The 25,391-nt window shown below is 45.1% G+C and carries 20 protein-coding genes; 6 read left to right on the plus strand and 14 right to left on the minus strand.

The genetic code is table 11. The annotated features are described in order from the left end of the window. Nucleotides 1–5: 5 nt before the first annotated feature. The 3 genes from ABQ275_RS11750 (at nucleotide 6) to ABQ275_RS11760 (ending at nucleotide 7,256) form a co-directional block, all read left to right on the plus strand. The gene (locus ABQ275_RS11750; protein ID WP_349318499.1) at nucleotides 6–1,766 is read left to right on the plus strand and encodes a SusD/RagB family nutrient-binding outer membrane lipoprotein; all 1,761 of its coding nucleotides are present in this window, start codon (nucleotides 6–8) and stop codon (nucleotides 1,764–1,766) included. Between the two features lie 318 nt (nucleotides 1,767–2,084). Beyond that, a complete protein-coding gene (locus ABQ275_RS11755) occupies nucleotides 2,085–5,519 on the plus strand; it encodes a SusC/RagA family TonB-linked outer membrane protein (protein WP_349318500.1) in 3,435 nt (1,144 codons plus the stop codon). Between the two features lie 39 nt (nucleotides 5,520–5,558). Then, a complete protein-coding gene (locus ABQ275_RS11760) occupies nucleotides 5,559–7,256 on the plus strand; it encodes a SusD/RagB family nutrient-binding outer membrane lipoprotein (protein WP_349318501.1) in 1,698 nt (565 codons plus the stop codon). Between the two features lie 70 nt (nucleotides 7,257–7,326). On the opposite strand, the gene ABQ275_RS11765 is transcribed toward ABQ275_RS11760, so the two are convergent. The 7 genes from ABQ275_RS11765 to ABQ275_RS11795 form a co-directional block, all read right to left on the minus strand. Continuing rightward, nucleotides 7,327–8,475, minus strand: coding sequence for a formylglycine-generating enzyme family protein (locus tag ABQ275_RS11765; RefSeq protein WP_349318502.1), 1,149 nt, complete (start codon nucleotides 8,473–8,475; stop codon nucleotides 7,327–7,329). Between the two features lie 79 nt (nucleotides 8,476–8,554). After that, a complete protein-coding gene (locus ABQ275_RS11770; protein WP_349318503.1) occupies nucleotides 8,555–9,454 on the minus strand; it encodes an outer membrane beta-barrel protein in 900 nt (299 codons plus the stop codon). Nucleotides 9,455–9,515: 61 nt separating this feature from the next. Further along, nucleotides 9,516–10,058, minus strand: coding sequence for a PepSY-like domain-containing protein (locus tag ABQ275_RS11775; RefSeq protein WP_349318504.1), 543 nt, complete (start codon nucleotides 10,056–10,058; stop codon nucleotides 9,516–9,518). 39 nt (nucleotides 10,059–10,097) lie between these two features. After that, on the minus strand, nucleotides 10,098–10,754 hold the full coding sequence (locus tag ABQ275_RS11780; protein ID WP_349318505.1) for an outer membrane beta-barrel protein: 657 nt from the start codon (nucleotides 10,752–10,754) through the stop codon (nucleotides 10,098–10,100). Nucleotides 10,755–10,810: 56 nt separating this feature from the next. Further along, on the minus strand, nucleotides 10,811–11,983 hold the full coding sequence (locus ABQ275_RS11785; protein ID WP_349318506.1) for a BamA/TamA family outer membrane protein: 1,173 nt from the start codon (nucleotides 11,981–11,983) through the stop codon (nucleotides 10,811–10,813). A 19-nt stretch (nucleotides 11,984–12,002) separates the two neighbouring features. Then, nucleotides 12,003–12,527 (minus strand): hypothetical protein, encoded by a 525-nt coding sequence (locus ABQ275_RS11790; RefSeq protein ID WP_349318507.1) that lies wholly within the window; start codon nucleotides 12,525–12,527, stop codon nucleotides 12,003–12,005. An 18-nt stretch (nucleotides 12,528–12,545) separates the two neighbouring features. Next, complete coding sequence (locus ABQ275_RS11795; protein ID WP_349318508.1) at nucleotides 12,546–14,675, minus strand: hypothetical protein; 2,130 nt, start codon at nucleotides 14,673–14,675, stop codon at nucleotides 12,546–12,548. Nucleotides 14,676–15,229: 554 nt separating this feature from the next. Between ABQ275_RS11795 and ABQ275_RS11800 the strand changes: the two genes are divergently transcribed. Together ABQ275_RS11800 and ABQ275_RS11805 are read left to right on the plus strand one after the other, a co-directional pair. Then, nucleotides 15,230–15,856 (plus strand): DUF4136 domain-containing protein, encoded by a 627-nt coding sequence (locus ABQ275_RS11800; RefSeq protein WP_349318509.1) that lies wholly within the window; start codon nucleotides 15,230–15,232, stop codon nucleotides 15,854–15,856. Nucleotides 15,857–15,877: 21 nt separating this feature from the next. Continuing rightward, entirely contained in the window at nucleotides 15,878–16,492 is a 615-nt protein-coding gene (locus ABQ275_RS11805; RefSeq protein ID WP_349318510.1) for an outer membrane beta-barrel protein, read from the plus strand. Between the two features lie 246 nt (nucleotides 16,493–16,738). Here the strand turns inward: ABQ275_RS11805 and ABQ275_RS11810 are convergent, their stop codons facing one another. From ABQ275_RS11810 to ABQ275_RS11830, 5 genes are read right to left on the minus strand one after another with little or no spacing between them, the layout of a single operon-like run. Continuing rightward, on the minus strand, nucleotides 16,739–17,296 hold the full coding sequence (locus ABQ275_RS11810; RefSeq protein ID WP_349318511.1) for a DUF4136 domain-containing protein: 558 nt from the start codon (nucleotides 17,294–17,296) through the stop codon (nucleotides 16,739–16,741). A 48-nt stretch (nucleotides 17,297–17,344) separates the two neighbouring features. Then, nucleotides 17,345–18,178 carry a hypothetical protein gene (locus ABQ275_RS11815; RefSeq protein ID WP_349318512.1) on the minus strand — a complete coding sequence of 278 codons (834 nt, stop codon included), beginning with the start codon at nucleotides 18,176–18,178 and terminating at the stop codon, nucleotides 17,345–17,347. Nucleotides 18,179–18,218: 40 nt separating this feature from the next. Further along, the gene (locus ABQ275_RS11820; RefSeq protein ID WP_349318513.1) at nucleotides 18,219–19,253 is read right to left on the minus strand and encodes a DUF481 domain-containing protein; all 1,035 of its coding nucleotides are present in this window, start codon (nucleotides 19,251–19,253) and stop codon (nucleotides 18,219–18,221) included. Nucleotides 19,254–19,273: 20 nt separating this feature from the next. Beyond that, complete coding sequence (locus ABQ275_RS11825; protein ID WP_349318514.1) at nucleotides 19,274–20,293, minus strand: hypothetical protein; 1,020 nt, start codon at nucleotides 20,291–20,293, stop codon at nucleotides 19,274–19,276. A 54-nt stretch (nucleotides 20,294–20,347) separates the two neighbouring features. Continuing rightward, entirely contained in the window at nucleotides 20,348–20,500 is a 153-nt protein-coding gene (locus tag ABQ275_RS11830) for a hypothetical protein (protein WP_349318515.1), read from the minus strand. An 838-nt stretch (nucleotides 20,501–21,338) separates the two neighbouring features. On the opposite strand from ABQ275_RS11830, the gene ABQ275_RS11835 reads away from it, so the two are divergent. Further along, the gene (locus ABQ275_RS11835) at nucleotides 21,339–22,307 is read left to right on the plus strand and encodes a transporter (protein WP_349318516.1); all 969 of its coding nucleotides are present in this window, start codon (nucleotides 21,339–21,341) and stop codon (nucleotides 22,305–22,307) included. 78 nt (nucleotides 22,308–22,385) lie between these two features. Here ABQ275_RS11835 and ABQ275_RS11840 read toward each other — a convergent pair whose 3' ends face one another. Together ABQ275_RS11840 and ABQ275_RS11845 are read right to left on the minus strand one after the other, a co-directional pair. Then, a complete protein-coding gene (locus ABQ275_RS11840; protein ID WP_349318517.1) occupies nucleotides 22,386–23,990 on the minus strand; it encodes a DUF1254 domain-containing protein in 1,605 nt (534 codons plus the stop codon). Nucleotides 23,991–24,056: 66 nt separating this feature from the next. Beyond that, nucleotides 24,057–25,367 (minus strand): hypothetical protein, encoded by a 1,311-nt coding sequence (locus ABQ275_RS11845; protein WP_349318518.1) that lies wholly within the window; start codon nucleotides 25,365–25,367, stop codon nucleotides 24,057–24,059. Nucleotides 25,368–25,391 lie beyond the last annotated feature (24 nt).

Below are 25,391 nucleotides of genomic sequence, written 5' to 3' on the forward strand. Positions count from 1 at the left end.
TCTTTATGAAATTGATCAATAAATTATGCGGGGATGTTATCAGATTCGGTATGCCGTTATCGTTGTTACTTACAGGATGCACGGCGGACTTAACTGATACAAATTTAAACCCCAATGCGCTGTCAGATCAACAGATCAAGCCGGCTTACGTCATGACAAGCGTTATTTCGGGATCGGCGCTGAAAGTAGCAGAAGTATCCATCACCAGTAATGTAACCATGTGCGTGATTCCGGAAGCTATGCAATATACGCAGCGCGATTTCCTGGAGTTTGCAGTTACCAATACCTTTGGCTGGAGCCAACTTTCCTGGTCTACCCGCGATTTGTATAAACCACTTTCCAATGCCCGCTACTTAGAACAACGGGCTACAGGAGATGCAGATTCCTCCTTCATAAAAGGAGTAGCACTGGCGATGCAGTCTTACTGGTTTGGGTTTAATACCTCTGCCTGGGGAGATGTGCCTTATTCCCAGGCTATGCAGGGAGCTGAGAATAATCTGCAACCGGTTTACGATAAACAGGCAGATGTGTTCAAAGGCATTCTCGGTGACCTGGAAGCCGCCAATGAATACTTCACAGCTGCCACCAACACCTCTTCAATAACAATGAAGGCAGATGTCCTTTTTGCAGGTGATGCCCTCCGGTGGAGAAAATTTGTCAATTCATTACACCTCCGTTTTTTGATGAGACTTTCGGAGAAAGCAACCGAGATGAAAGCCCTGGGAGTGGATGTAGTAGCCGAATTCAGCAAAATAGTTGCTGACCCGGCAAAATATCCGCTGATACTCAGTAGCGCAGACAATGCTGCCGTAGCCTTCCCGGGAAATAATGCGACAGATTCATGGCCGTTGGGCGCTTTGAACACGCCCACTACATCTGAATTTTACAGGAAGAAACCTGCCGCCACTATTGTGAATTTTTTAAAGACACATAATGACCCCAGGTTAACCGTATGGTTCATGCCTACAGACGTACAAACCCTGGTAAGGGATAAAGGTGCTGATGTAGTTATCATGAAAGACGAAAATGGTGTAGTAAAACGCTATATAAAAACGTATAACCCGAGCATTGATACCTCGCTTTATGTTGGGCTCAAAATTGGATTGAATGATCCAGACAGCTATAACAACAACAAGGCCACTTACCTGGCTGAAGCAGCAGCATTGAATAGTGCTATGTACAAAAGTGGCGCCGCCAATCCTTTTGTTTCCTACCTGTCCACCATGTATCGCCAGGATAAGAATCCGCTGGTAAAAAGCATCTTTATTACAGCTGCGGAAGTACAGTTTACTTTGGCAGAAGCTGCGGTAAGAGGCTGGATACCGGCAGCAGCCCTCGATTATTATTTAAACGGGGTTACCGCCTCTTTAGAGCAATATGGGATTAAGGACGGGGATGTAAAAGTATATAACCCCACCACCCACAAGACCGATGCTTTTGACAAGAGCGCCTTCCTGGCAAGCCTGACTACGGAATATAACAACGCTGCCAATAAAACAGAAGCTATTCTGACTCAGAAATGGGCGGCAGCATTTACGACCGTTGATGGCTGGTTTGACTGGAGAAGGACCGGTTTCCCTGCTATTGGTAAAAATATCAGTAATGGTCCCCAGGGAGAAAAAATACCTGTGAGATTTATGTATGGTGATAACGAGATAAACTATAACGGACAAAATGCCAATGCGGCTATATCCAGCCTTACGCCTGCCGCCAATGACCAGTGGTCAAAAATGTGGCTGATAGAAGGTACCGGGAAACCCTGGTAATAGCTACAATATCTCTGATCGTCTTTAATTATTAAAAACAAGAACCTCCATGCTAAGCATGGGGGTTCTTGTTTTTAATAATATCTTTACCGGGATAATTTAATTCCATACTATGATATCAACAATAGTTGACCCTGCAAATGAACATTTGAAAACGGTAACTGTTATTCTCATAAGATGTATGCATAAGCAAATCAATGAAAAAACAGGCATTCACAATTACCGATGAAACGATAGATCAACCATCATGAGCATTTGAGGCCGTAGTCTCCGGTCAATCAGCTTATACAGTAACTATCAACCTCTAAATTACAATGTATGTGGAAATGTTTACACTCCTGCAAGCGTAGGCTAGCCTTGCTATCCCTGCTCCTATCCTGCTGCTGCGCAGTATTTGCGCAAAACATAAAAATCAGTGGCCGGGTCACCTCCCCCGCCAATGAGCCTATACCGGGGGTATCTGTACTGCTCAAAGGTACTAAAGCAGGCGCCATTACCGATGGTGACGGTATTTTCACCATCAATGCTCCCGGTAATGGTACGCTTATATTTAATGCCATAGGTTTTATCAGGAAAGAAGTACCCATTAATAACCAGGCTACCATTAATGTGACCTTTGCGGAAGATAATAAACAACTGGGAGAAGTAGTGGTAACCGCACTGGGCGTAACCAAAGCCAAAAAGAGCCTGGGATATTCCGTTACGGAAGTAAAAGGATCTGAACTGGCCATTACCAACGAAATCAGCCCAGTCAATGCATTGCAGGGCAAAGTGGCCGGCGTGCAGATAGATCAGGGCGCCGGTGGTCTTTTTGGCAGCACCAAAATAGTGATACGTGGTAACTCCACCCTGGGCAATAACAACCAGCCCATATTTGTAATCGATGGCGTCATCATCGAAAACAATACTTTCAGTGGTACTGGCCGCGATTTTGGTAATGACCTGAAAAACCTGAACATGGAAGACTTCGAAAGCGTGTCTGTCCTGAAAGGTTCTTCTGCGGCGGCGCTATACGGCTCCAGGGCCATCAATGGTGTGATCCTGATCACCACCAAAAAAGGCCATGAAAGAAAGGGTATCGGGGTGAATGTCAGCCAGACCTTCAATACTTTCCAGCCTTATTCCGGCCCCGACTTTCAGAATGAATTTGGCGGTGGTACCGTGGGATTTTTCTTCACAGATACCCGTGATCAAAATTATAAAGACACTGAAAAATGGAGAACGAAAGTATTCCCGACCGATCCGGCTACCGGCAAACCTTACATAGACCGGCAGATTGGCCGCGAACTGGAAAACTGGGGGCCCCGTTTTGCCGGGCAGGATGTTCTCAACTACGATGGCACCCCAACCAAATACGTGGCGCAACCCAATAACTTCATGGATGCCTTCCAAAACGGACATGGCTCTTCTACCAATATATCTATAGATGGCGGCAACGAGCGTTCTACTTTCCGGCTCTCCTATAGCCGCGACCAAAGCGAAGGCATTGTATTCAAAAACAACCTGCTCAAAAACAGCGTCGACCTCCGGGTAACGCATGTCATCAGCAAATACCTGAGTGCAGACGTCAGCGCCAACTACACCGCCTTTGACGGGAAAAACCCACCAAGACTGGGCGGACTCGATGCTTTTGCCTCCTATAATTTCGGTAAGCTATTTAGCTGGATACTACCCCGTAATTACGATACCAATTACTGGATACAAAAAGATAAATATACCAGCGTGTTTGGCGGCGCACCCAATCCCGCTGATCCCAATGAACCAAATAAAGTACCGGAATCACGTTTCTGGTTTAACTTATTCGAAAACGAATACCTGCAAAATGAACAAACCATCCGTGGTCGTGTAGCCATTACCGCTACCCTGACTCCCTGGGCCAAACTGCAACTGGAAGCCAACGTCAACAACCTGTACACAAAAAATGAAAACAAGGAACTCGGACAGGGACAGAACTTCACAGGAGGTTTGTACGGACTGGGGCATACCAGCAAGGAAAGTTATTTCCTGAAATGGATGATGATGATCAACAAAACCCTCACCAAAGACCTGGAGCTGAGTAGTTATATCGGTGGAGAAACACAACGCTTCCAGACGACCAATAACTATAGCGAAACCGTTGGCGGACTGAGTTACCCGGGCAATTATTTCCTGGCTAATTCAGTAGAGAAGCCAAAAGCAGAAGGCGGCCTCTCCTACAAAAAGGCATTCAACTCCCTCTATGCAAGCGCCGATCTGGCCTATAAAAATCAACTGTTCCTACAGGGAACGTTCAGAGGCGACTGGTCATCTGCACTTACCTATACGAACGGCTCCGGCAATAACTTCTATAATTATTCTTCTGTAAGCGTCTCCTGGCTGTTTTCGGAAACATTTAAAATGCCGGCATGGATCACCTATGGTAAGTTAAGAGGTAACATCGCGGGATTAGGTAAAGACACCGATCCATTCAACATCAATCCCGGCTTTGCATTCAACGGCTATACGTCCGCCGACGGGTTAGACCTGCCCATCTCTACCTATACCCGGTATCCAAACCCGCTTACCGATAAATTCATCGCACTGCTGCCCAACCTCAAACCGGAGAAAAAAATCGCCAAGGAACTGGGAATAGAAATGCGCTTCCTGGAAAGCAGGTTAGGATTTGATGTATCCGTGTACCAGGATAATACAAAAAATCAGATCCTCGACATCGGTACGCCGCCTGAATCAGGATTGGAAGGCATCATCATCAATGCAGGAAATATTCAGAACAGAGGGCTGGAAATATTGATAGATGGTACGCCCATAAAGACAAAGAATTTTGAATGGACCAGTACCCTGAACTACTCCCTGAACCGCAACCTCATTAAAGAATTATATCCCGGCAGAACAGAATATGACCTGAAAGCGAATGTAGGCGAAATCAGTACCTGGGCTATTGTAGGCAAATCCTATGGTACATTGCGCACGATCATTCATTCCAAAGCATACCAGGCAACAGATGCCAACGGTAATCCTATAGATGATCCCAATAACGGTAAGCCCGAACTGGCATGGCGCTCGGATGCCCGCGCCGCCTTTCCGGCCCGCAGCAACACCTTACAGGATGTAGGAGATATTAACGCCAAATTCCGCGGCGGCTGGGGTAATACCTTCCGGTATAAAAGCCTTGCCCTGAATGTACTGCTGGATGCCAAAATAGGCGGTGACTTTGTGCTGCTTACTTACCGCTATGGCACCCATACCGGCGTATTTCCCAATACACTTGCCGGCCGCGACGCTGATCACGGTGGTATTACCTGGACCAGCAAATACGACAACCAAAGTTATGATGACGGCATGATCCCGGACGGTGTATTTGCAAAAGGTCAGATGATCACATTGCCTGATAATACACAGGTGGATGTAGGTGGTATGACCTATGCACAGGCGTATGCAAAAGGCTATGTAGAGCCTACGCATGCCCCGCAGTTTTATTATCGTTACGGCTCCTCTTCTACCGGCGTATCTGATTACTGGATAAAGAAAAATTCCTGGATATCGCTACGGCAGGTATCTCTCTCTTACCAGTTTCCTGCCAGTCTCTGTAAAAAACTGATGCTGAACAATCTCAGTGTCGCAGTAGTAGGACGTGACTTAATATATCTGTACAATTCGCTGCCTTACAATTACAACCCTGCTTCCAACAACTCCAACAACACCGCATTTTCAGGTGAAGAAGGATTTTTGCCAATGGTACGCTCCATTGCAGGCTCCATCAGAGTTGGATTTTAAGTAACGCAGTAACATTTGTACTCACTAAAAATGAAGATCATGAAAAAATTACTGAACCGATATATAAGTGCCTGCATACTGGTTACGCTGCTGGGCACTGCTTCCTGCACGAAAAACTTTGGTGATATCAATACTAATCCCAGCGTGGTAAGCAAACCGGATGTAAAATTTCTGTTGAGTTATTCGGAAGATAAGATCATCACTTATCAGGGAACAGAATGGGTATGGGAGAGCATGGAACAACTGATGCGCTTCACGCAACACGTTACCTCCAGCCCTTACGAAATCACCAACAATGTAAACACCCGTTATAATATCTATTACCTGCAAATCCTGCCCAACCTTTTTGAAATAAGAAGACAGGTAGATCTTATGCCCGATCCCGATAAAGCGCAATACCAGAAGATTAAAATGGTAACGTATGTATTGCAGGCACTACACGGCATTAAGGTAACAGACATGAATGGCTCCATGCCTTATTCACAGGCAATAGATGGCCGGTATGAGGGTAAATACAGCCCCGTATATGATGAGCAGCAACCGCTGTTTGATACCTGGCTCACCGAACTTGATGACGCCATCAAAGTATTGGCAGATAATTCACTTACCAACCAGGTGGGTTACGGACAAGCTGATATCTTTTACCAAAGCGACTGGACCAAATGGGTAAAACTGGCCAACACCCTTAAACTACGTATTGCCGCCCGCCTGGAAAATGCAGACAAAGCAAAATGCCAGGCCATTTTCCAGCAGGTAATGCAGGATGCTACCGGTCCTATTGATGAGGATGCCGCACAGGTAAAATATATGAACAGCACCTATTCGCCTTTTGGTAACAGCACTGATATTGATTACCGCAGTCGCCGCTACGCCACCACTTCTATCATGAAATTCCTGAAAGGCAGCAATGATCCCCGTTTGCCGGTATACTTTGAAAAGAATGACCTGATTGGCAGTTACAAGGATACCCTGACAAAATACAATGTCACACTACCGGCTTTTATTAATCCTGTTGACCCGCTGATCATGTACCAGGGCGGTCCGGCCGATTGGACTACCAATCCGACAGTCGCTTTTTATATCGGGAATAACTTTGTTGCCAGTCCATACACCAAGTATAACCTGATATCAGCTATTAACCGCAAGTTTTTCTCTCCCAAGCTGAACCAGGCTACAGGCAACTTCCTGGATGTTCCGGTTACTTATGCAGAAACCTGTTTTTATATAGCAGAATTTATTCAGAAAGGATATGCCGGTGCTGTTAATACCAAGGGAACTGCCCAGGAATGGTATAATAAAGGCATTGCATCTTCTATTCAAACAATGAATGCCATTGCTATTGCAGCAGGTTCTACTACCGCCTTTAGCGGTACGGGAGAAACAGAAATCAGCAACTACCAGAATAATGCTTTGGTAAAATTCAATGGTACCAATGACCTGGAACGCATCTATATTCAACAATACCTGGGTTTGTACCGGCAGCCCAATGAAGCATATGTTTTTTGCAGACGTACAGGTTATCCAAAAAACAGCTCTGTCTATTATGCCAGGGAACCATTTAATGAATTAATACCACGCCGCTTCTGGTTAACAGATCCCGGAGAAGTGAATCGCGCCAACTGGACCACAGCCCAACAACAACAGGGATTTACACTGAATGCACAGGATCTTCCTACACTTAGCTCCCAAAGGATATGGTATGATAAAACCGCACCCGATTTCGGAAAAGGAAATTAATAATTAATAAATGATCGTATTACAACAAAGGCGCCGTAGATGGCGCCTTTGTTGTAATACGATATCCTGATCATTTCTTCGTGATCAATACTTTGGCCGGTGTTTCCTTTTCAGCATTACCCTCTTTCACACATCTGAAACCTATATGGGAGGCGCCGGAATCAAAGGAGGTGCCACGTCGTGCACTGGGCCGGTAGTTAATGCAATAATCATTTGCACAAAGAAAGGACCCGCCTTTGGTAACTCTCTTGATCGCATATTTATCTTCCGGATCGAAGGTACCGGCAGGTCCTGTAGGATTATACACAGCAGTGTGTGTGTTCATTCTTTTATACAGGCTGGCATCATACCAATCCGTTGTCCACTCCCACACATTACCGATCATATCATACAGCCCAAAAGGATTAGCCGGGAAACTGGCCACCGGCGCGGTGCCGCGGTATCCATCTTCTCCCTTATCCTGATTAGGAAAATGACCTTGAAATGTATTGGCCATAAAATGTTGCTGCGGTGTAAAATCATCGCCCCAGGCAAAACGTTTTTCTACCAAGCCTCCTCTTGCGGCAAATTCCCATTCTGCTTCAGTAGGTAATCGTTTACCAGCCCATTTGGCATAAGCGGCCGCATCTTCCCAGGCCACCTGTACAACAGGATGATTCCAGCGACCTTCCAGGCTACTGCCCGGCCCTTCCGGATGCAACCAGCTGGCGCCGGGTATCCAATGCCACCAGTTAGTGATATCCCGGGTATCTACTGCCTCTCCGGATGTTACAAATACCAATGCACCAGGTACCAGCTGATCATCCGGCGGAGCAGGTGTGCCTGGCGGAAGTTGCGCTTTAATATCTTCCCACCTGGGCTTGCGTTCTGCTACGGTGACATATCCTGTAGCATCTATAAAAACTTTGAATGCTTTATTGGTTACTTCAGTCTTATCCATCCAGAAGCCGTTCACCTGCACCGGATGCGCCGGACGTTCCTGTTCATAAGCACGCTTATCATTGGTACCCATCATAAATTCACCACCGCCTATCCACACCATGCCATCCGGCGCCTTTCCGGGGGTGGCTACAGCAAACCGCGAAGGAACACGGCAACACAATGCTGTACCAACACTATCCCTGATAAATGTGGCTTCCTTTGAAGTATGATTACCGTTACATGCTATCAGCATTATCATGGCCATCAGGAGGCTATGGCGAGGTTGTGTTGTCTTCATAAAAATATCATTTTACAAATACCGTTTTCCAGTCCTTTTTTATACTGATCACGCCCATTTATACCGCTTTGAAAGGTTGTTATTTCCAGGTTTTCCTTCCAAACGAATAAGCGGCCGTAAGGGAAGGTCCGTTGTAACCCCATTTAAAATCACCCGCCAGGTGCTCCCTGGTGGTGCTTACCTTAAAATTGAATCCTGTATATCCCAGGGAGAGATCTAATTTTGAGATCACGCGATAAGTGACATTGAGATATCCACTGAGTATCCTGCCGTTGATATTATCGATGGTGAGTGAAAGATAGCTGAACTCTCCGTTGACAGCCCATCTTGGATTGATTGCATAACCGCCCCATATACCAATATCGGGCAGGGGGGCCGTAAAAGAAAAACGGTCCTCCTGCGCATCGATATTATTTCCCGTCACGCCTATACCCACACCTAAACCTACAATATGCGCTCCTATCAGCAGTCCGGCTTCATATCTGCTTTTCGACAGCAGTGCATAACCATAGGAAAAACGGAAAATATCTGTGTTAAAAAAAGCGTCTACCCTGGAATCGATGTTATAGATATGATCTCCGAAATGCAATTCTTTCTGCAAGGTATACCGGGCATTACGATGGATACCGTAGTACGCCAGGTCAATACGGGAGCGCCTGGAAATACGCCACTGCGCATCTGCCAGGAAGGTGCCTATATTCCGGTTGAACCCAAGATCATTTTCAAAATCAATATCAGTACCCCTGCTGCCACTTGCATTTTCTACCTGTACATCGGTATTATTTACCGCCAGGAAAAAGCCTGCACTGATTTTAAAGCGTTCTACAAACCAGGGAGCCATTTTTTCCCGATGTTGCCACATCGTTGCTGCTGATGTCAATGAATCGCCCATAGGCCCGGGTTGGCCATAACTCCGCGTACCCTGCGCACATAACAACAGCAGGATTATTAACCAGGTAATATCACCACGATCTTTCATAACATATGTTTGTGTTCTTTACGCTGTATCGGTGCAAGGGAACTACACCGGTCCATTGCGCTCATTTTTCTTTTGCAAAATTGCCATCCTTATCAAAAAACAATCGTTTCTGTTCGCTGCCTTTTGCAATGCCTACTTCCCATTCAGCCTGTACCTGGTTAGGTTCAATGAGGCGTTTTACCTTGTCTTTTTTGATACTATATCCTTTATAGTTAGTAACGATATAAGTGCCGATTTTCCTGGGCAAGGCTACATTCTTAGCCACTTCATTGGCCCTGATCAGGTTGCCCTTTCTGTCATAAAGTGCTTCGAGGCTTACATTGGTTCCTGATAAGGAAAGAGAATAGTATTCATCTCCCCCATCTGGTTTATTCAACTCATCTATCTCCCAATCTGATTTATATACCTGGGTAGGCAGTTTAACAATCTGTTTCAGATTGGCAGAAGGAAATTTCTGTTTATACGCAGCAATTACTTCCGGGGGCAGCTGATCGCTCTTGATACGTTCCGCTTTCAGCAGTACCTGCTCCTCCTGTGCTTCAGCGGAAATGGCCCAAAATGATAATACTGTCAACAGGCAAAAAGTTGTTTTAAGTAGTTTCATACAATTGAGGTTTTAGATTTACAGAATATTTATGGGCAACTATCTGTTACCAATCGGTATACCAACACCCAGCAGGATTTGCCGGTGATAAGCATGCGTGTTTTTATCCTTGTAAAAATTTGTCAGACCAAGGTTAAACTGTGCATTGATATGCATTCCTTTTCCCTTCATCAATATATACTGTATATCGAAGGAGGCGCCGGCATCTGCCAGGTGTATATCTTTTTTACTGTTATAGTAATAGTACAGTGTTCCGTTCTCTGTGTCTTTTCCATAAATATCTTTTGCTTTGGTCCTCGCGGCTACATATGGCCCTGCTGCGATGCCCCAGGAAGGTGTGAGTTTATACCTGATCAGCGGTGTAAAAGACATATATGTTAACAGCCGGTTGAAATCTTCTCCTATCAGGGCGGCATCATCGGGTACAACAAATGAATTTTCATACCTGAGCTGCTTCGCTCCTTTGGGTGATCTCATCACAATATCCATAGCCAGTTGCCAGTGTGTATTGAGATCGTATATTGTATAGGCGCCAATAGCAAAGCCATACCGGGGCATTTGCCCGGAGGCTCCGTCTATCCAGCTGGAAGAGGCACCCAGATAAATTCCCAGGTGCAGTTTACTATTTGTAATCTTCTTGCCAAATACCAGGGCTATCAATGCTTGTCCGGATGCGGCATACGATCCCAGCATCATAAAAAATATTAACAGGCTATGTTTACGAAAAAAGGACATACAAATAAATTAGGTGATCATTTAAGCCAGGCGCTTCCAAACTGAACATAAAATCCCCACTGTTCGGGGCCCCTGGCGATATCTGCCCCCATATACAATTTAAATTTCCGGGCCAGCAGATACCGGAATCCGGTGCCGTAACTATAGTTCCAGCCGGCTTCCCCGAAAGAGGAATATTCATCAAAGGCTTTACCTACGCCGGTAAAAAACACGGCGCTCCACCTGTGAAATACATTCCAGCGTTGTTCCGTTTCTACCAGCATATTCACATTCCCCTGATAACGTCCTTTAGGAATACCCCGCAAGTCGAGGGAAGGCTTGAAATAAAAGGGGATATCTCCAAACACCTGCTGCATATCTCCCCGAAATGCACAAACCCATTTATCCTTGTGTCCAATGGGGATGTACTGGTATACAAAGCCACTGAGATGTGTATAGTCAAAATCACTTCCGAAAATATGGCTGGAGAAATTAGCATCTACATGCAGCTTGGTTCCTTTACCCGGTGTAAATACATTGTCTCTTTTATCATACTCAATCAATACCCCGGGAATACTGCTGATGTTATCCATTTCCTTTGGTTTAAAAAGAGAATCCGGAAGAATGGATTTCTCCAGGCGGGCAGTAGTTTTGGTAAAAACATATTGTAACCCCGCCGACCAGTTGGAATAGCCCAGCTGTCTTTGTAACCGCAGGAAAGCGGGGATGCTTTTGATATTCACACCAAATTCAGTTTCTCCTTTTACCGGTAATGTTTTATAGAAATTGAGGTTCAGATCCAGGTAAGCTGCAAAAACTTTGTAGCTCATTCTCCATTTGATGATACTACCACTCCTTCCCAATCCGGCACCCCAGCTTTTGCTGGCGGTATAAAAACCAAAGCCTCCGGTAATATCCGGTGGTATGGGCGCCATATTTTTATGCGCTTTCAACATAGCCGGTTGCTGGCGTTTACGCAATAAAACCGGTGCAATAGCCCCGCCAAAGCCCACTGCAGGCTCGGTTATCAGCACCGGTACCGGTACAAATCCATTTGCATTAATGATCCAGTCGCTGAAATCTATGGCATGATCCAGGGAATCACGCAGGCTGAACGTCCATTTTCCGTGTAGCGTATCCTGCGCAAAAACATGGTTCCACAAAGTCATACAGCCACCTACCAATAACATGCATGTAATCCTGATGAGCATTCCGGTTTTATTTTAAATTCTATTGTTGTGCAACGGGTTTACTGCGTGTAAACACCTGTCTCTCTGCTTCCAGTTCTTTTATAAAAGGCAATCCTTTTTGTATATACACTCTTGAAGATTGTTCCAGGTAGCTATCCAGCTGAAAGAACTTAGCCGCCCTGTTGGCGCCCAGTACCTTGTTCATTTTGCGGAAGTACCGTATCTGCAACCGTCCGAATTCCTGGTCGTTATTGATAAGCTGCCTGGTCAATGAATTCATTTTGCGCTCGTCCAGGGAAGAAAATTCCTGGTTATACATCCTTAGCAATGCCACCCGTTCCGCGAGCCAGGGTGTTTTCTCTTTTTCATATTCCAACAAGGCGTCTCCGAATGTTTTTTCTTCTATCATGGATATCTGAAGAAAATCTTTCATTAGTACCGCCCTGTTTTTGCCAAAGACTTCCGGTACACAATCATACTCACTTGTGCCCAGGGCTGCTGTGTCCTGTGCAAACAGGCGGAGTGTTGCACTCAGTCCTATCAGCAAACAAAAAATGTTTTTCATGTGCGCTCATTTAAAAGGTTATCGTTTCCGTTGAAACCCACCGCTGCTATGTTGCGGACGCTGGGCAGACCGCTGGAAGTTTTCCGTTCGCTGCATACCCCGTTGCCGTTGCTGAAACTGCTGCTCCATATTTCGCTGCTGACCGGCATCCCGGCTGGGTTGCCAGCGGTTACCTTCCCTTTGCTGCCATTCTCCGGCCTTGTTACGTTGGAATACATTTCCGTTCCTGTCTGCCTGTATATTATTGGCCCGCTGTAAAGTATTGTTACGGGTAGCGCCGGATAAGTTACCCTGGGTATTGCGGGAAACCCTGCCCTGGGTGGCGCCGGAGAGGTTATTGCTGCGGTTTATTATGTTATTATTATTGCCGGGCCTGTTCAGCTCCCTGTCACGCGTTACAACATCCGTGCGATGATTGTAAATATTATTAGTACGATTTGCATACACCCGGTTATTATTGATGTTGATATTATTCACCACCACCGGACGGGGGCCATATACGTGCGGATAGGGATAAAAGAAAGGCGGGCGGTATACAGGAGGCCCCCACCATCCGCCACCACCCATGTTGAAGCCTATACCAAAATGAAAGGCGCCCACATTTACGCCGATGCCCATACTCCATCCGGTCCATGGATTGTATGACATCCTGAAACCCCATGTAACCGGGCGGGGATAATACATGCTACCATACCAGGGAGCATAAGGAAACCCTGTTCCAAACACCACTGTGGGACCGGCTACATAACAACCTGTATAGCCGGGTGTATAGCCCATATAGATCACGGTGGGTGTTACATCATAGATGTATACATACTTGGTATTGTATACCGGTGAGCTGGGTGGTACCTTGCTGATATCCGCCGGCCTGGTGGTAGCCGGGGCCCAGGGACCATTGGGGCTCTTGCCGGTAAACCATACGCCTTTGTCTACCACATAGTAAATGTTGCCCTCTTTCAATACGGTGGACGCCGTATTCAGGGCATATTCCAGCTGGGTACCTGAGATGACCTGGAATTTTGGCGCGCCGTCATAGGTGACACTGGTGGTCGCTTTTTTACGGTCTACTTTTGCGGTTTGCGGGATTTGTGTATCCATCACGGCTTCCTTTGCAGCAGCGGTTCCGGGCACACTGGCCAGTACCACATCCTTTGCGCTGCCTTCGGGTATTTTTGCAAAATCAGCGGGTAGTTTTTCCGGCGCCATGTATTCCCAGGGTCCATGCAGGTTGCGCGACATATACCATCTGCCGGATAATAAAACATAGTATTCCTGGGTGCTGATCTGCATGAAAATATTGTCCGCAGAATTGGACATGTATAGCAAGCCGGTACCAGGTACCGGCGCAAAATCAGGCGTACCGCTGCATTGAATGAGTTCTGCCGGATGCAGGCTCACAACTATCTGTGGCAGGGAATCCAAAGGAACAGGCGATACTTTATTATCAGCTGTTACCTGCTGTTCCACTTTTTTAATCGCTGCAGGAGGATTGGCAATATAGGCCCAGTTACCGGTAACGGTTTGCGCATCAAACCATCTTCCGGCTACAAACAGGTAATACTTATGACTATTTTTATCCTGTACGATCAGGAATGGTGTGTTTACGATTCTTTCCAGGCCCAGCTTTTTATCCGCTTCCAGCCGGGGATCACCATCGATCAGGACTAACAGGGAATTTTGTTCTTTGAAGATAATCTCCGGAGGGTCATTTTTAAAACCGGCGCCTGCCTCGCCCCCATTCTCATTTAATACAGCCAGTAATTTGTCGAGAGAGATATCATAATTATGTTTAGGCAGTTCCTTTTCCAATACTTTTTTAAACTGCTGAAGCTTTGTGGAATCAGCATTTCCGGGGAATTTCACCGCAGACACCTGCAGCTTTTCCAGGGTAACCATCCGTTTGTCCCTGTCTGTATTAACAATAGCATCCAGCCATACCGCACCAAAAACAGGGTCGCTTCCCTTCTTTTCAAATGATACAGCCGCGATTGCCGTAAGCTTATTACCGGCAAAAGACTGAGGCTGGGGTTGATATACCACTATAGTACCCTGCGACGTAGGAATGGTGCAGGGCCATTGTTCTCTTGCCGCCGTGTATAGTGGAATCAGCAGACAAATAATCCAGGCGTTTTTTTTAAGGAGCATCATATGCGAACACTTTCCGTTTTGGAAATAGTTTAAAACACGCATTCACAAAGGGTATTGGAGATTCCAACCCGTTTATAAATGCCGCAGATGATGATGGTAATTGTTATGCTGAGGAGGTATATTTTTAAAAAACATCACGAACAGCAAAATAGTTTGAATAAAAAAAAATAACCCGGAAGAATGGCCGCCGAACTTTTTTTAAAAAAAATTTATTCTAATTAAAACTTTTTCAAAAAACTGTTGTTGAATAGGGAAGACACAACAAAAAGACACAACATCCTTGATAATCCATGATCATTAAACTGTAGTACTTTATGAAAAACTCAAAATGATAATAACCATCAGTTAATTACCAAAATCCGTTTCTTAAGCATAGCAATAGTTATCATCCTGTTACTTGTTACTGCCCGTGGCCCGTAGATATAGGTGTATTTTACCAGTACCTGGTAAGCGTATCCGATCATCTACCCGTTCCGGTAAGGAAGGTGGTATGTTATATCCTCTCCTTCATAGCAGTGCAATTTTCAAGTGATTATTTAACTAAACTCATTGCTATGAAAAGATTCACCGCTCTAGTATCCTTCGCGCTGGCATTACTTACAGGATGCCGTAAAGAACCAGATCTTTCTGAACTATCTGTAAACTTCGTGGTACAAACAGACAGAGACCCGAATGCGCAGTTCAATACTTACAAAACCTTTTATATCTCGGATACGATCGCTTATTTATCATCCAATAAAAATGATACGATCCTGGTAGATGATAATGCTAAAAAATTAGTCAGCACTATCCGGGAAAACCTGGAAGCACGCGGTTATATTTTTGTTCCCCGCAACGCCAGGCCTGACCTGGGCATCAATACTACGGCCGTAAAAGACATCACTGTAGGCGTTGTATATCCCGGTTACTGGTGGGGTTATCCGGGCTATTGGGATCCGTGGGACTGGGGCTGGTATTATCCTTATTACTATCCATGGGCTACCACGTATGCGATTACAACCGGTAGTGTGATAGTGGAAATGATTGATGTAAAAAATGCAGTCGTCAATCAGAAACTGAATGTTATATGGACAGTAAACCTCAACGGGGCATTGGGTTCGGCAGCATCTACCAATTTGCAGCTGGCAACAGATGGGATCAATCAGGCCTTTGTTCAGTCGTCATATATAAAGGCCCAATAGTTCACTCAAAAAAAGCATCTTATGAAAAGATATATTATACTCAGCCTGTTATTGAGCATGGGAATCATGAAAGGTTTTACCCAGGGTAAAATCAACAACCTCTATGGCCTTTCCTGGGAAATAAGCGTTCCTACCAACAATGAATTCCTGGATAAAACCAGCCTCGCAGGTGGCAGGGCGGAGTACCGGCATTTTCTGTCAGCAGCGCCTGTATCCTTTGGTGTGGCAGTTAGCTGGAACTCATATGAACAGTATATGCCTACCCAAACCGTATACTACAAGGATAATAATGCAGCCATCACTACGGATATGGACAAGGTTGTTTATACCGTACCGATTATGGCTACTGCACATTATTATTTTAACTACGGAAAAAAAGTGATGCCTTATGTTGGATTAGGTATAGGCACACAGTATAGTGAACAAACTATTTACTATAACATTTTTGTGGAAGATGAATTTAACTGGGGATTTGCTATACGCCCGGAAATAGGGGCGTTGATAAGGCCCCGGGGGAATAACTGGGGTATTTTGCTGGGTGCTAATTATGGTTACGCCACCAATAAAAATGATCTCTTTCAAATTGATAACCTAAAGAACTTTTCCTTCAATATTGGATTTTTCCTGAGTCACTAAAAATCAAGTAAATGGTATTTAAGAGTTGATGATTGCTAATTTGTTTATGCTTAGGAACGGCTGTGTCTTATCTAAGACGCAGCCTTTTTTTACCAGGATTAAACGGATTGGATGGATTATCCGGATTGGTGTACTGTTTTTTATTTCTGCAGATGATCATGTGATGCCCCTCAGCTGTTATATAAAAACAACCACCCGTTCATATCACTATGAACGGGTGGTTGTTTTTCTGTCCCTATGTCTTTTCTACATCTTAGCCGGGAAGCTGGCCATGATCTTGCTTACAGCAGCGGGGATCTTTGTATCAGGATCTTTGATAGGACCATCGATCTGGCTGTTACCAACTCCCTGCCATAACAATTCTCTTTTTGCGCGGTCAATTACGTCAATGATCAATGAGCCATCAATGTATTTATCTACAGAGAAGGTAGTGTTGCTGGATGCCATGCCCATACCACCGCCCCAATAGTAAGGCCGGTAAAAGCCACCATAACCGTAATAGTCGGTATTGGCAGTTACATTTTGTCCCTGCTTGGTTACCGTAACAGGATTTACCAACAGGTCTGCGGAAGTAGTATCTGCCTGGGTATAGCCTTTGGCCGACATCGCAGCTATAACGCCATTATCAATACGATTGCGGTTCAACTCACTGATCGGGCTGCTCTGCCCCGCCGGGTTATACAGCGCAAACGTTTTAAACCCTGTAAAATTAGCCTGTTTGTTTACATCTGATGTTACCTTTAACGTGGGTCCGCAGGCAGTCATGACCAACAAAGGAAACGCAAAGAAAAATAGTCGTTTCATATTTTACATTTTATGTGATGGTTGAGTAAATAAGTTGTCCTTAAAAAATCATTTCCCTTTTTTCCCTGCAAACTGCAGGTTCATGCCGAAAAACACCTGGTAAGCAGGCTGCCCGGCACCTTCACTATACACTGTTAGTTGTGGTTCTATGAACATATTCACCATAGCGTTGCCCGCTTTGAACACCTTACCAACGCCCAGTCCGAAAGGGATCAGCGTGCGCTGGTTCTCAAAATCAAACGTCCAGGTAGCGCCGGCGCTACGGCCATATAAACCGGCGGCGATGTTAAAGGTCAATACCGGCTGGAATGCCAGCACACTTACTTCGTTGCGGTCTTCCTGACCGGCAAAGGAATGCTGATAGGTAACCAAAGCGCCGAGTACATGCCCACCGGGAATATGGTGCATGGCTATAAATGCACCTCCTGCCTGCCATTTGCCTGATCCCAGGAAATCGTTGCTGGCCGTGGGTAATACCAGCATAGGCCCAATACCCAGGTCTGTAGTAGCGCCGTTTTTTGTAAAGCGGATCGCATCAAAAATCTGTATATCTCCCAATCCCGAATTATAACCCATGCTATTAGCAGCTGGTGTAGTTGTAAAAGGAATGGTAGCCCTGATGATCTGCCTGCCTGCCACCATTACGCCACGAAGATTCATGGTATTGGATACTTCCGTGGTTCCACGCTGGTGCATGGTAATAAAGTCATGAAAACTGATCTGATTCAGATCTGCCAGCGGATTATTTGATTTGGCAATTTCTTCCTGGGAAAGGCCGCCAGGGCTTTTCTCCTGTGCAAGGGTAATTTCTCCCATAATACAAAAAATAAACAGGGCTCCTGCTGCTTTCTTTACGACATGTGAAATCGGGATGTTTATCATCGTTTATGTTTTAAGCATGATTAAATAGCATTCCTTATTGCTACCAGGAATACCCGATACTGAACACAGTTCCAAAATCTATTTTTTGCGCAACCGTATTGGGCGGCTGACTATCAAAATCAAAATAGAACTGCACATTTGCATTCAGGTGTGTAATGAGCTTCCAGTACAAAGTGATATTCTGATCGGCGCGCCATCTGCCTGATTGCGACAAACTAAAAAACAGGGAATTGGTGGCTTGCAGCTTCAGTTCAGGTGTACCCAGTTGGAATAAATAATAATTTACCATCACCGGAATTTCCGCAGAAACCGTACGCCCGCTGTTTACACTATCCGTGCTGTATTCTTTCTGCGCAGAAATGCCTGTAGCCACCCGCAGGTCGTGCTTCCTGTTTTTTATCAGGATGGGGCCTGCTGCTTCGGCCAACTGGAAACGTGCATTCAGCCCCAGTTCAGTACTACGCTGGAACTGCACCGACGATACTGCAAACCATTTTTTCCAGAACTCGATGTATGCCTGCAAAGCCAGGTCTGCTTTCTCTATGCCTTTGAATTCCTTGTCGATGGTATACATCAGGTCCCCGTTCGTGAGAAATAACCAGTTACGGGTGCTGTAAGTCATGTTATGGCTTTCGTTTATCCGGCCGATATTACTGGAACGGGAGTACGAAAACCCAAGACTGGCGCTTCCATTCAGTCGTCTCCAGAAATTATCATCCAGGTTCTGGATATTATCCAGATCTTCAATAAACAGTTCTACGGAATCATTCACCTGCACGATCTTCACCCAGCCAGGTGTTTTACTCATATCCAGTGTACCATAATATTTTTTATTGGCGATGGTTTCCACCAGGTATTCCTTTCTCCGTGCGCGGATATATTTAATATCCCGCAGCTTTGCGGTGAATTTATCTTCCAGCAGATCCGGATCAAAGGTCAGTTCACCACGTTGTATCTGTTTGAGTTTCCCCTGCACCCTGTCGCCATTATAAAATTCAAGTATGTCGCTTTCATTGGTATGAAACCGCTGTGCTGCCGCTTGTTTTACTGTTAACAACCAGCCTGGAAAAAACAAATAACATATCAATATCTTCCTTACCACCGCCAACGATAATTTCCGGATAACAACAAAGAAGTACGACCACCTAAGAAGCCGACTTCCGTTCTTACCTGCCAGCGTTTATTAAACTGGTATTGTCCTCCTGCAACTAAACTCCAGTGAGAAACCGGGTTTTTCTTCAGGGAATAATTGACAATAATATCATCGGGCAAACCATCCAGTTTATGTTTGATAGCCTCTGCAATACCTTTTACCACTACCTGTTGGGGCTTTGTAAGGGATTGATACCAACCGGCGGTTTCAGCCAGGATCTCATCGATCTGTTCCTCACTCATCTGTGGTTTAAGGTCCGACAGATCAATAGCGCCGCTTGTTGTCTGATTTACATAAAAACCGGTAGCACCCAACCATAGGGCCAGCGATTTATTTACGTGTTCCTTAAAGGAAAAATTATACCCGATCCTGGGGGTCAGCATCAGTGTTTTAACCACGTCATCCAGTTTGTCGAGGTGTGTCCAGGTGTAATTGATATCGGAAATGGTAATAATGCCATGATACCCCCCTGCCAGTGTGGTGCCCATTCCCATCGTATACCCCTTGAATTTAGCTTCACTGGAGAACTGGAAGGGAGCATTGATCTGCACATCTGTCTTCGCCTGTACCAGCCCCAGAATGCCGTATATGTCGAGAAAAGGCAGCACCCACAGATCCAGGCGCGTGGTTACACTCTGCATATGAGCTTCTACTTTTCCGAATTGGATAAAATCAAGCGGCACGGGTTCCTTATCATTAAAACCTACTTTCAGATCTGTGATATTTACCTCTTGTTTGCCGGTGGTGAAGTTCAGCATAGCGCCTACAGGATACTGGAGATTAAATCCTTTCTGTACAACCTTGCTACCCCAAATGGGAAAACGATATGGATAACCTGCCCGCTCCAAACTATCTTTATAATGTTTGTCATTCTGTCCCAGTTTCATACCCGCACCGGCCTGTCCCATGGCATCAGCGGCCAGGAGAATAACGAAAATGGATATATATAAGACCTGTTTCATTGTTGTAGATTTTAGATTTATAATGGCAGGGAGAGAACTCCCTGCCGGTTACATTCATGTTTTGCCAACTATTGTAGAAAGGTGCTCCCGACGGCAGCCATTATTTTGTGAGTCATGTTGTTGTTGAGATGTATCAGGTACTTGTTTGCAGGAAGCTATCAAAGCAACCGGCATTACAGCATAGCAGGCAGTTGTGTTTCGTTTCATACACTACGTTTTTATGAATACGCTCCTTATCTGCTACAGGCGTGTGCAGATAAAATTCATTACGGATGACTGCTATTTATGTATGCCGGAACTTTAAAAAAATATGCAGGGTGAGAACACCCCGCAATCTTCATCGCCTGTAGATTCCACGCTAGTGTAATATTCACAGGAATCTTACAGGAATGAATCACGATGGTGGGCTATTATCTTTCAGTATCTTTCCTATGTCTATTTTTTATATAATTATCAGGATGATTTTACTTTCTTTAAAAAATGGGCAGAGTGTCGGCCCGGAGTCCTGTACTATTCCATACACCCACACGACCATCAGTGATTTTCCGGACCGGCTCTGCCTGTCTTATCAGTATCTTCCAGGCGATGGACAACTATCCATATAGTTGTAAACCGGCCATCTGTTGCTATTACTGCTTAGGTTACTGGTGATGGCTGTATGTTAACTGTGTAATGCCGTACGGCTCCTTTCCAGCTCACCTATAAAGGAAATCTGATCCAGTATAGATGACCTGATAGTATTTTGAAAATATAGTTCCAGCGGGAAAAATTTCAGTTTCATAATAGCTAGTTATTTTAAAGCGGATATATGTCCCGCTCAGTATGTACAGAATAGATGATATTGCTATTATTGAAGCTGCTTAGGAGGGAAGGGAATTGAATGTATAACAACACGAATAGTAAAAAAGTTAACAAACTTTATCTTTTTTCAGAAAAAAAAATTTACCGGTTTAAAAAATAAGGAAGTAATTTGCAGGTAGTATTATTCCCCCTGAGCATATACAAATCTCTCATCTTCTTTTCCCGTTCATTAAATTCTTATAAAATGAAAAGAGAGAGATTATTTTTCCGCCGTATTCTTACATTATTCCTGTCATTTATTTTATCCGGTTCGCTGCATGCACAGTTGAAAGGCGATCATTTACTGGGAGATGCAGGGTTGCAATCAGGCACACAAACGCCGCCGGGGTTTACGCTGGTAGTACCGGTATACTTCTACAATGCCGCCAAACTTAAAAACGGCAAAGGAGAGCTGGTAACAGACAACCTCGGATTAAATATGTTTGTTACCGGTATCGGAGGCGCCTGGGTCACCAACCTGAAGATCCTTGGTGGCAACTATGGCGGCACCGCGCTGTTTCCCTTTGCCAGCAACCGCCTGGAGTCTACGGTTACTACCGTAAAATCACCTTTCGCGTTTACAGATATTTACCTGCAACCTGTTCAACTGGGCTGGCATCTTAAACGGGCAGATTTTGTTGCCGGATACGCGCTTTATTTACCCAGCGGAAAATACGAACAGGGTGGTGATGATAACAGCGGATTAGGTCAGCTCGTAAATGAATTTTCCGGTGGCAGTACCGTATACTTTGATAAGCGGAAAAGTATCCATTTTTCCGCCTTGTTGTCCTATGCACTCAATGGGAAGAAAAAGGGTACGGATGTAAAAACCGGCGATAACCTGAGTATAGAAGGCGGTCTTGGGAAAACATGGTACCTGAAAAAAGCTAACAGTCCTATCCCTACTATTATAAACGCAGGCATCATATACTACATGCAATTTAAAACAACGGAAGATCATATACCGCTGGCAAGTGGGTTCCTGCTGAATCCTGACAAAGACCAGATATATGGCATTGGTGCAGAAGGCAATGTATTTATTCCACACATACGCTCGCTTATTGGCGTAAGATGGTTGGGAGAAACCGGCGCTAAAAACAGGTTACAGGGCAATACGTATATGCTGACGATAGCGTATATGCTGAAGACTTTTGAAAAAAAGAAAGGAGAATAATAGCCTTGTATAAACGAATGTACGGGTAAATACCTGTTGTTATATTTTACCCGTACATTCATTTTGTCGCTCGCAATATCACGGTTTCACTTCCACAAAATCGCCTGCTTTCCAGCTTTTATCAAAAAATGGTTCCAATGGGCTGTATAGTCTCAGCAACACAAACCAGCCTTTTCCCGGCACACTCTGGATCCAGTTACCATCACTAATCCCTCCGGGCTTGCGGGGTCCGACATAGATAGTAGTAGACCCGTCCGTACCAGGCATTGCAGCCGGTGTAGGAAAGCTTTGACTACCGGCCCGGGGATACCGCTGTGCTGTTTCCCGCATAGACCGTGTTTGATTATCGTATAAGGTCAGCGACCAGAATTTAGCTGCCGGAATATTAGGCGGTAATATTATTTTATAGGTTTTATTCCCATCAAAAGGTTCTCCTGCTGATGTATAAAAAGCGGCCAGGTATTGTGATCCGATATTGGCAAGCCGCATACACATGGCAGGTGTAATGCCTGTTGCCACGTAAAACATCGCAGTCCTTGAATTAAGTTTACGCGCACCATCCTCCGGATATTGTTTAATGCCGGTCTTTGTTACTTCAGGCGGTGGTCTCATGAAATCATATCCACCAACAAATAAGGAATTACACCATTTGGAAGCAGGGCCATAATAATTAAATTCTTCTGACTCTCGCGGGTTCGTTGAAACACTTCGGCTCATAGCATTGCCCACCGCAGCTGCATTAACAAGAATCTTTTTCATCCGGGCATCGGGACTAAAAGTCTTTCCCTTTACAATCCCTACAGCTGCCAGTTGTCCGCCTATTTCAGGATCAAGGGCATCAGCAGGTTCCGCCTGAACAAGTTCATTTACAACCTCATAAAAAGAATAATCACCCGGAGGAATGGTGTTCATTACTTTTCCGGTGCCTTCCACAAATCTTGGTGAAGCCGCCTTGCTCAAAGCCGCCAATGGAGCCTTATTACCAAGAAAATCGGCTATACTGGTGCCATAACTCCCCGGAATATATGGATATATTCTGAGTGTTTTCTTTACATGCTCATCCACCGCTTTTGGATCATTATTTTCCATGAATGCACGCCCCAGCAGGCTCACTTTTGTTGTACGGCATTGACTCACAAAATAGCCACCATCAGGTATGACACCCTTATAACCCGGCGGCAGCAGCAGGTACTTCCCTCCTGCTGCCCTGTCGGGGCCAGACATACCAAAGTCTGTAATCCATCTCCACCACATATCATCAATCACACCCAGCGACCCGGGAGGTGTTTCTATTACCAGTGGCCCTTTACTCAAATCCAGGTAACTCCAGAAATAATAAGTATCTGCATTAGCGGTAAGGAATAATGATTTAGAATCCATTAATCCTGAAAACACCAGCACATCATTATCGTTTATACCGGCTGCAATGAAGCCATTCCTCAAAGCACACTGTGATGCTGCAGCATAAGCGTTCATAAAAGCATCTACCCCATGAATATAGTCCAGTTCATCATACATTTTCCGGGTGGTAGCTGCTGAAGGTATTCCGTCTTTAAAGTCAAGGATGCCAAGGTGGGTTTGCACCTTGTCTGCTGTGGATATTGCCTGCAAGGATTTTTCAGGGATCTGTGCATTTCCCGGACGTGTCATTATCCCAATCAGCAATGCGAATAGATATCTCATATCATCATTAATTTTTGCATCAGTTACAGATGCCGTGAATAATAAAACCGGTCCTGATAAGTTTAGCTATTTCCCCCATTCCTGTTGCTCTTCGGGCAATTTATTCTTATTTAAAGCGTGCTTATTCCTGCGCCGGTATGTATAAAAATATTTTTTTAATTTCTTCGCAGTTGTTGCAGCCGCCGCGTCATCTTTGTATACCTGGACTTCATATTGCCTGAAACATTCTTTCAATACCGGTTCATCCTGCTCTTCCAACGTTTTAATAACAGAAGCCTGTTTATGAGCAGATGGACGCCGGTCCCACCACTGATACAACCTCCGTATAAAATCCGGGCCTGTTGCCGGGGCACGCAGCAATTTTATAAACCAATACGTTTCACTGACGACATAACGTTTCCGGGCAGCCTTCAGCATCCGCCACATTTTCAGCAGGTAACGGATTAATAACAGTAATATCACCACTAATGGTACAGCATATAACAAAGCCTGGTACCAGGGTATTCCGAAAATCAGCCACACCTGTTGATGTGTTGTCTCTTTTGTGGTGACCTGTAAAGCACCCAGGCTATCTTTGAGTGTGGTGAGCATTCCCAGGTCAGGGTTATCCATCACCTTTAATGTAACGGTGGGTAGCTTACGCGCGTACAATCCCGCTGCATAAGGATTCCACCAACTCAATTTTATTGCCGGCATTGTCCAGGTCCCTGCTTTGGTAAGCAGGTAAGTAGTGGTTTGTATGCGCGCGCCGTTTGCATCCGTTTCATTTCGTGTATCCTTCAGCGTGGGAGCGCCCGGATAAGCAGTTGCCCAGTCCACTTTTTGCAAAGCTATTTCGGGAATAAACTGTGGTAAGGTGCCATTGGCATCCACGGTTATCGTTTGTTTTAGTACATCGCCTACCCGCAGCTCTTTCAATGGCTTGTTCCAGTGTTCAGACAATTGCACATCCGTGGCCACCATCCAGGATTCATTGGCTGGATATTCACGTGGCACAGGCTTCACAATGTATGTCCTGGAAGGTGTATGAATCGTTATACTTTTAGCTTCCGCACTGCCCTCCCGGGGCGTGGTTGCCTTGATACTGAGGGAGGGAACCGCAAACTGACCTGCCTTATAAGGGAAAACGATATAGTAAAACTGTATACCTGAAAATGATTTACCATGATCTGTAAACCTGCCGGGCTGTGCTTTTGTAAACGGGATGATAAAGGCGCCGGGTATCTGTATATTATCAAATTCCAGTGGCTCGGTAAACCAGGTAGCAGTAAGTACGGTGTAAGTAACTTTAAACGGCTGTTGTATATACACAGCTGTTTTATTCAGTTCCACCCGCGCAAAGCAGGACTGTTGCGCTACTGTATTATTACAGCTCATGCAAATCAGTATCCCCGTAATAAA

Origin of the sequence: Chitinophaga sp. MM2321, from assembly GCF_964033635.1 — a bacterium.
Taxonomy (GTDB): domain Bacteria; phylum Bacteroidota; class Bacteroidia; order Chitinophagales; family Chitinophagaceae; genus Chitinophaga.

What these genes read in the sequence shown, in the direction of transcription:
- ABQ275_RS11750 (WP_349318499.1), top strand. Translation starts at nt 6, where the DNA reads ATGAAATTGATCAATAAATTATGCGGGGATGTTATCAGATTCGGTATG.
- ABQ275_RS11755 (WP_349318500.1), top strand. Translation starts at nt 2,085, where the DNA reads ATGTGGAAATGTTTACACTCCTGCAAGCGTAGGCTAGCCTTGCTATCC.
- ABQ275_RS11760 (WP_349318501.1), top strand. Translation starts at nt 5,559, where the DNA reads ATGAAAAAATTACTGAACCGATATATAAGTGCCTGCATACTGGTTACG.
- ABQ275_RS11765 (WP_349318502.1), bottom strand. Translation starts at nt 8,475, where the DNA reads ATGAAGACAACACAACCTCGCCATAGCCTCCTGATGGCCATGATAATG.
- ABQ275_RS11770 (WP_349318503.1), bottom strand. Translation starts at nt 9,454, where the DNA reads ATGAAAGATCGTGGTGATATTACCTGGTTAATAATCCTGCTGTTGTTA.
- ABQ275_RS11775 (WP_349318504.1), bottom strand. Translation starts at nt 10,058, where the DNA reads ATGAAACTACTTAAAACAACTTTTTGCCTGTTGACAGTATTATCATTT.
- ABQ275_RS11780 (WP_349318505.1), bottom strand. Translation starts at nt 10,754, where the DNA reads ATGATGCTGGGATCGTATGCCGCATCCGGACAAGCATTGATAGCCCTG.
- ABQ275_RS11785 (WP_349318506.1), bottom strand. Translation starts at nt 11,983, where the DNA reads ATGCTCATCAGGATTACATGCATGTTATTGGTAGGTGGCTGTATGACT.
- ABQ275_RS11790 (WP_349318507.1), bottom strand. Translation starts at nt 12,527, where the DNA reads ATGAAAAACATTTTTTGTTTGCTGATAGGACTGAGTGCAACACTCCGC.
- ABQ275_RS11795 (WP_349318508.1), bottom strand. Translation starts at nt 14,675, where the DNA reads ATGATGCTCCTTAAAAAAAACGCCTGGATTATTTGTCTGCTGATTCCA.
- ABQ275_RS11800 (WP_349318509.1), top strand. Translation starts at nt 15,230, where the DNA reads ATGAAAAGATTCACCGCTCTAGTATCCTTCGCGCTGGCATTACTTACA.
- ABQ275_RS11805 (WP_349318510.1), top strand. Translation starts at nt 15,878, where the DNA reads ATGAAAAGATATATTATACTCAGCCTGTTATTGAGCATGGGAATCATG.
- ABQ275_RS11810 (WP_349318511.1), bottom strand. Translation starts at nt 17,296, where the DNA reads ATGAAACGACTATTTTTCTTTGCGTTTCCTTTGTTGGTCATGACTGCC.
- ABQ275_RS11815 (WP_349318512.1), bottom strand. Translation starts at nt 18,178, where the DNA reads ATGATAAACATCCCGATTTCACATGTCGTAAAGAAAGCAGCAGGAGCC.
- ABQ275_RS11825 (WP_349318514.1), bottom strand. Translation starts at nt 20,293, where the DNA reads ATGAAACAGGTCTTATATATATCCATTTTCGTTATTCTCCTGGCCGCT.
- ABQ275_RS11830 (WP_349318515.1), bottom strand. Translation starts at nt 20,500, where the DNA reads ATGAAACGAAACACAACTGCCTGCTATGCTGTAATGCCGGTTGCTTTG.
- ABQ275_RS11835 (WP_349318516.1), top strand. Translation starts at nt 21,339, where the DNA reads ATGAAAAGAGAGAGATTATTTTTCCGCCGTATTCTTACATTATTCCTG.
- ABQ275_RS11840 (WP_349318517.1), bottom strand. Translation starts at nt 23,990, where the DNA reads ATGAGATATCTATTCGCATTGCTGATTGGGATAATGACACGTCCGGGA.
- ABQ275_RS11845 (WP_349318518.1), bottom strand. Translation starts at nt 25,367, where the DNA reads ATGAGCTGTAATAATACAGTAGCGCAACAGTCCTGCTTTGCGCGGGTG.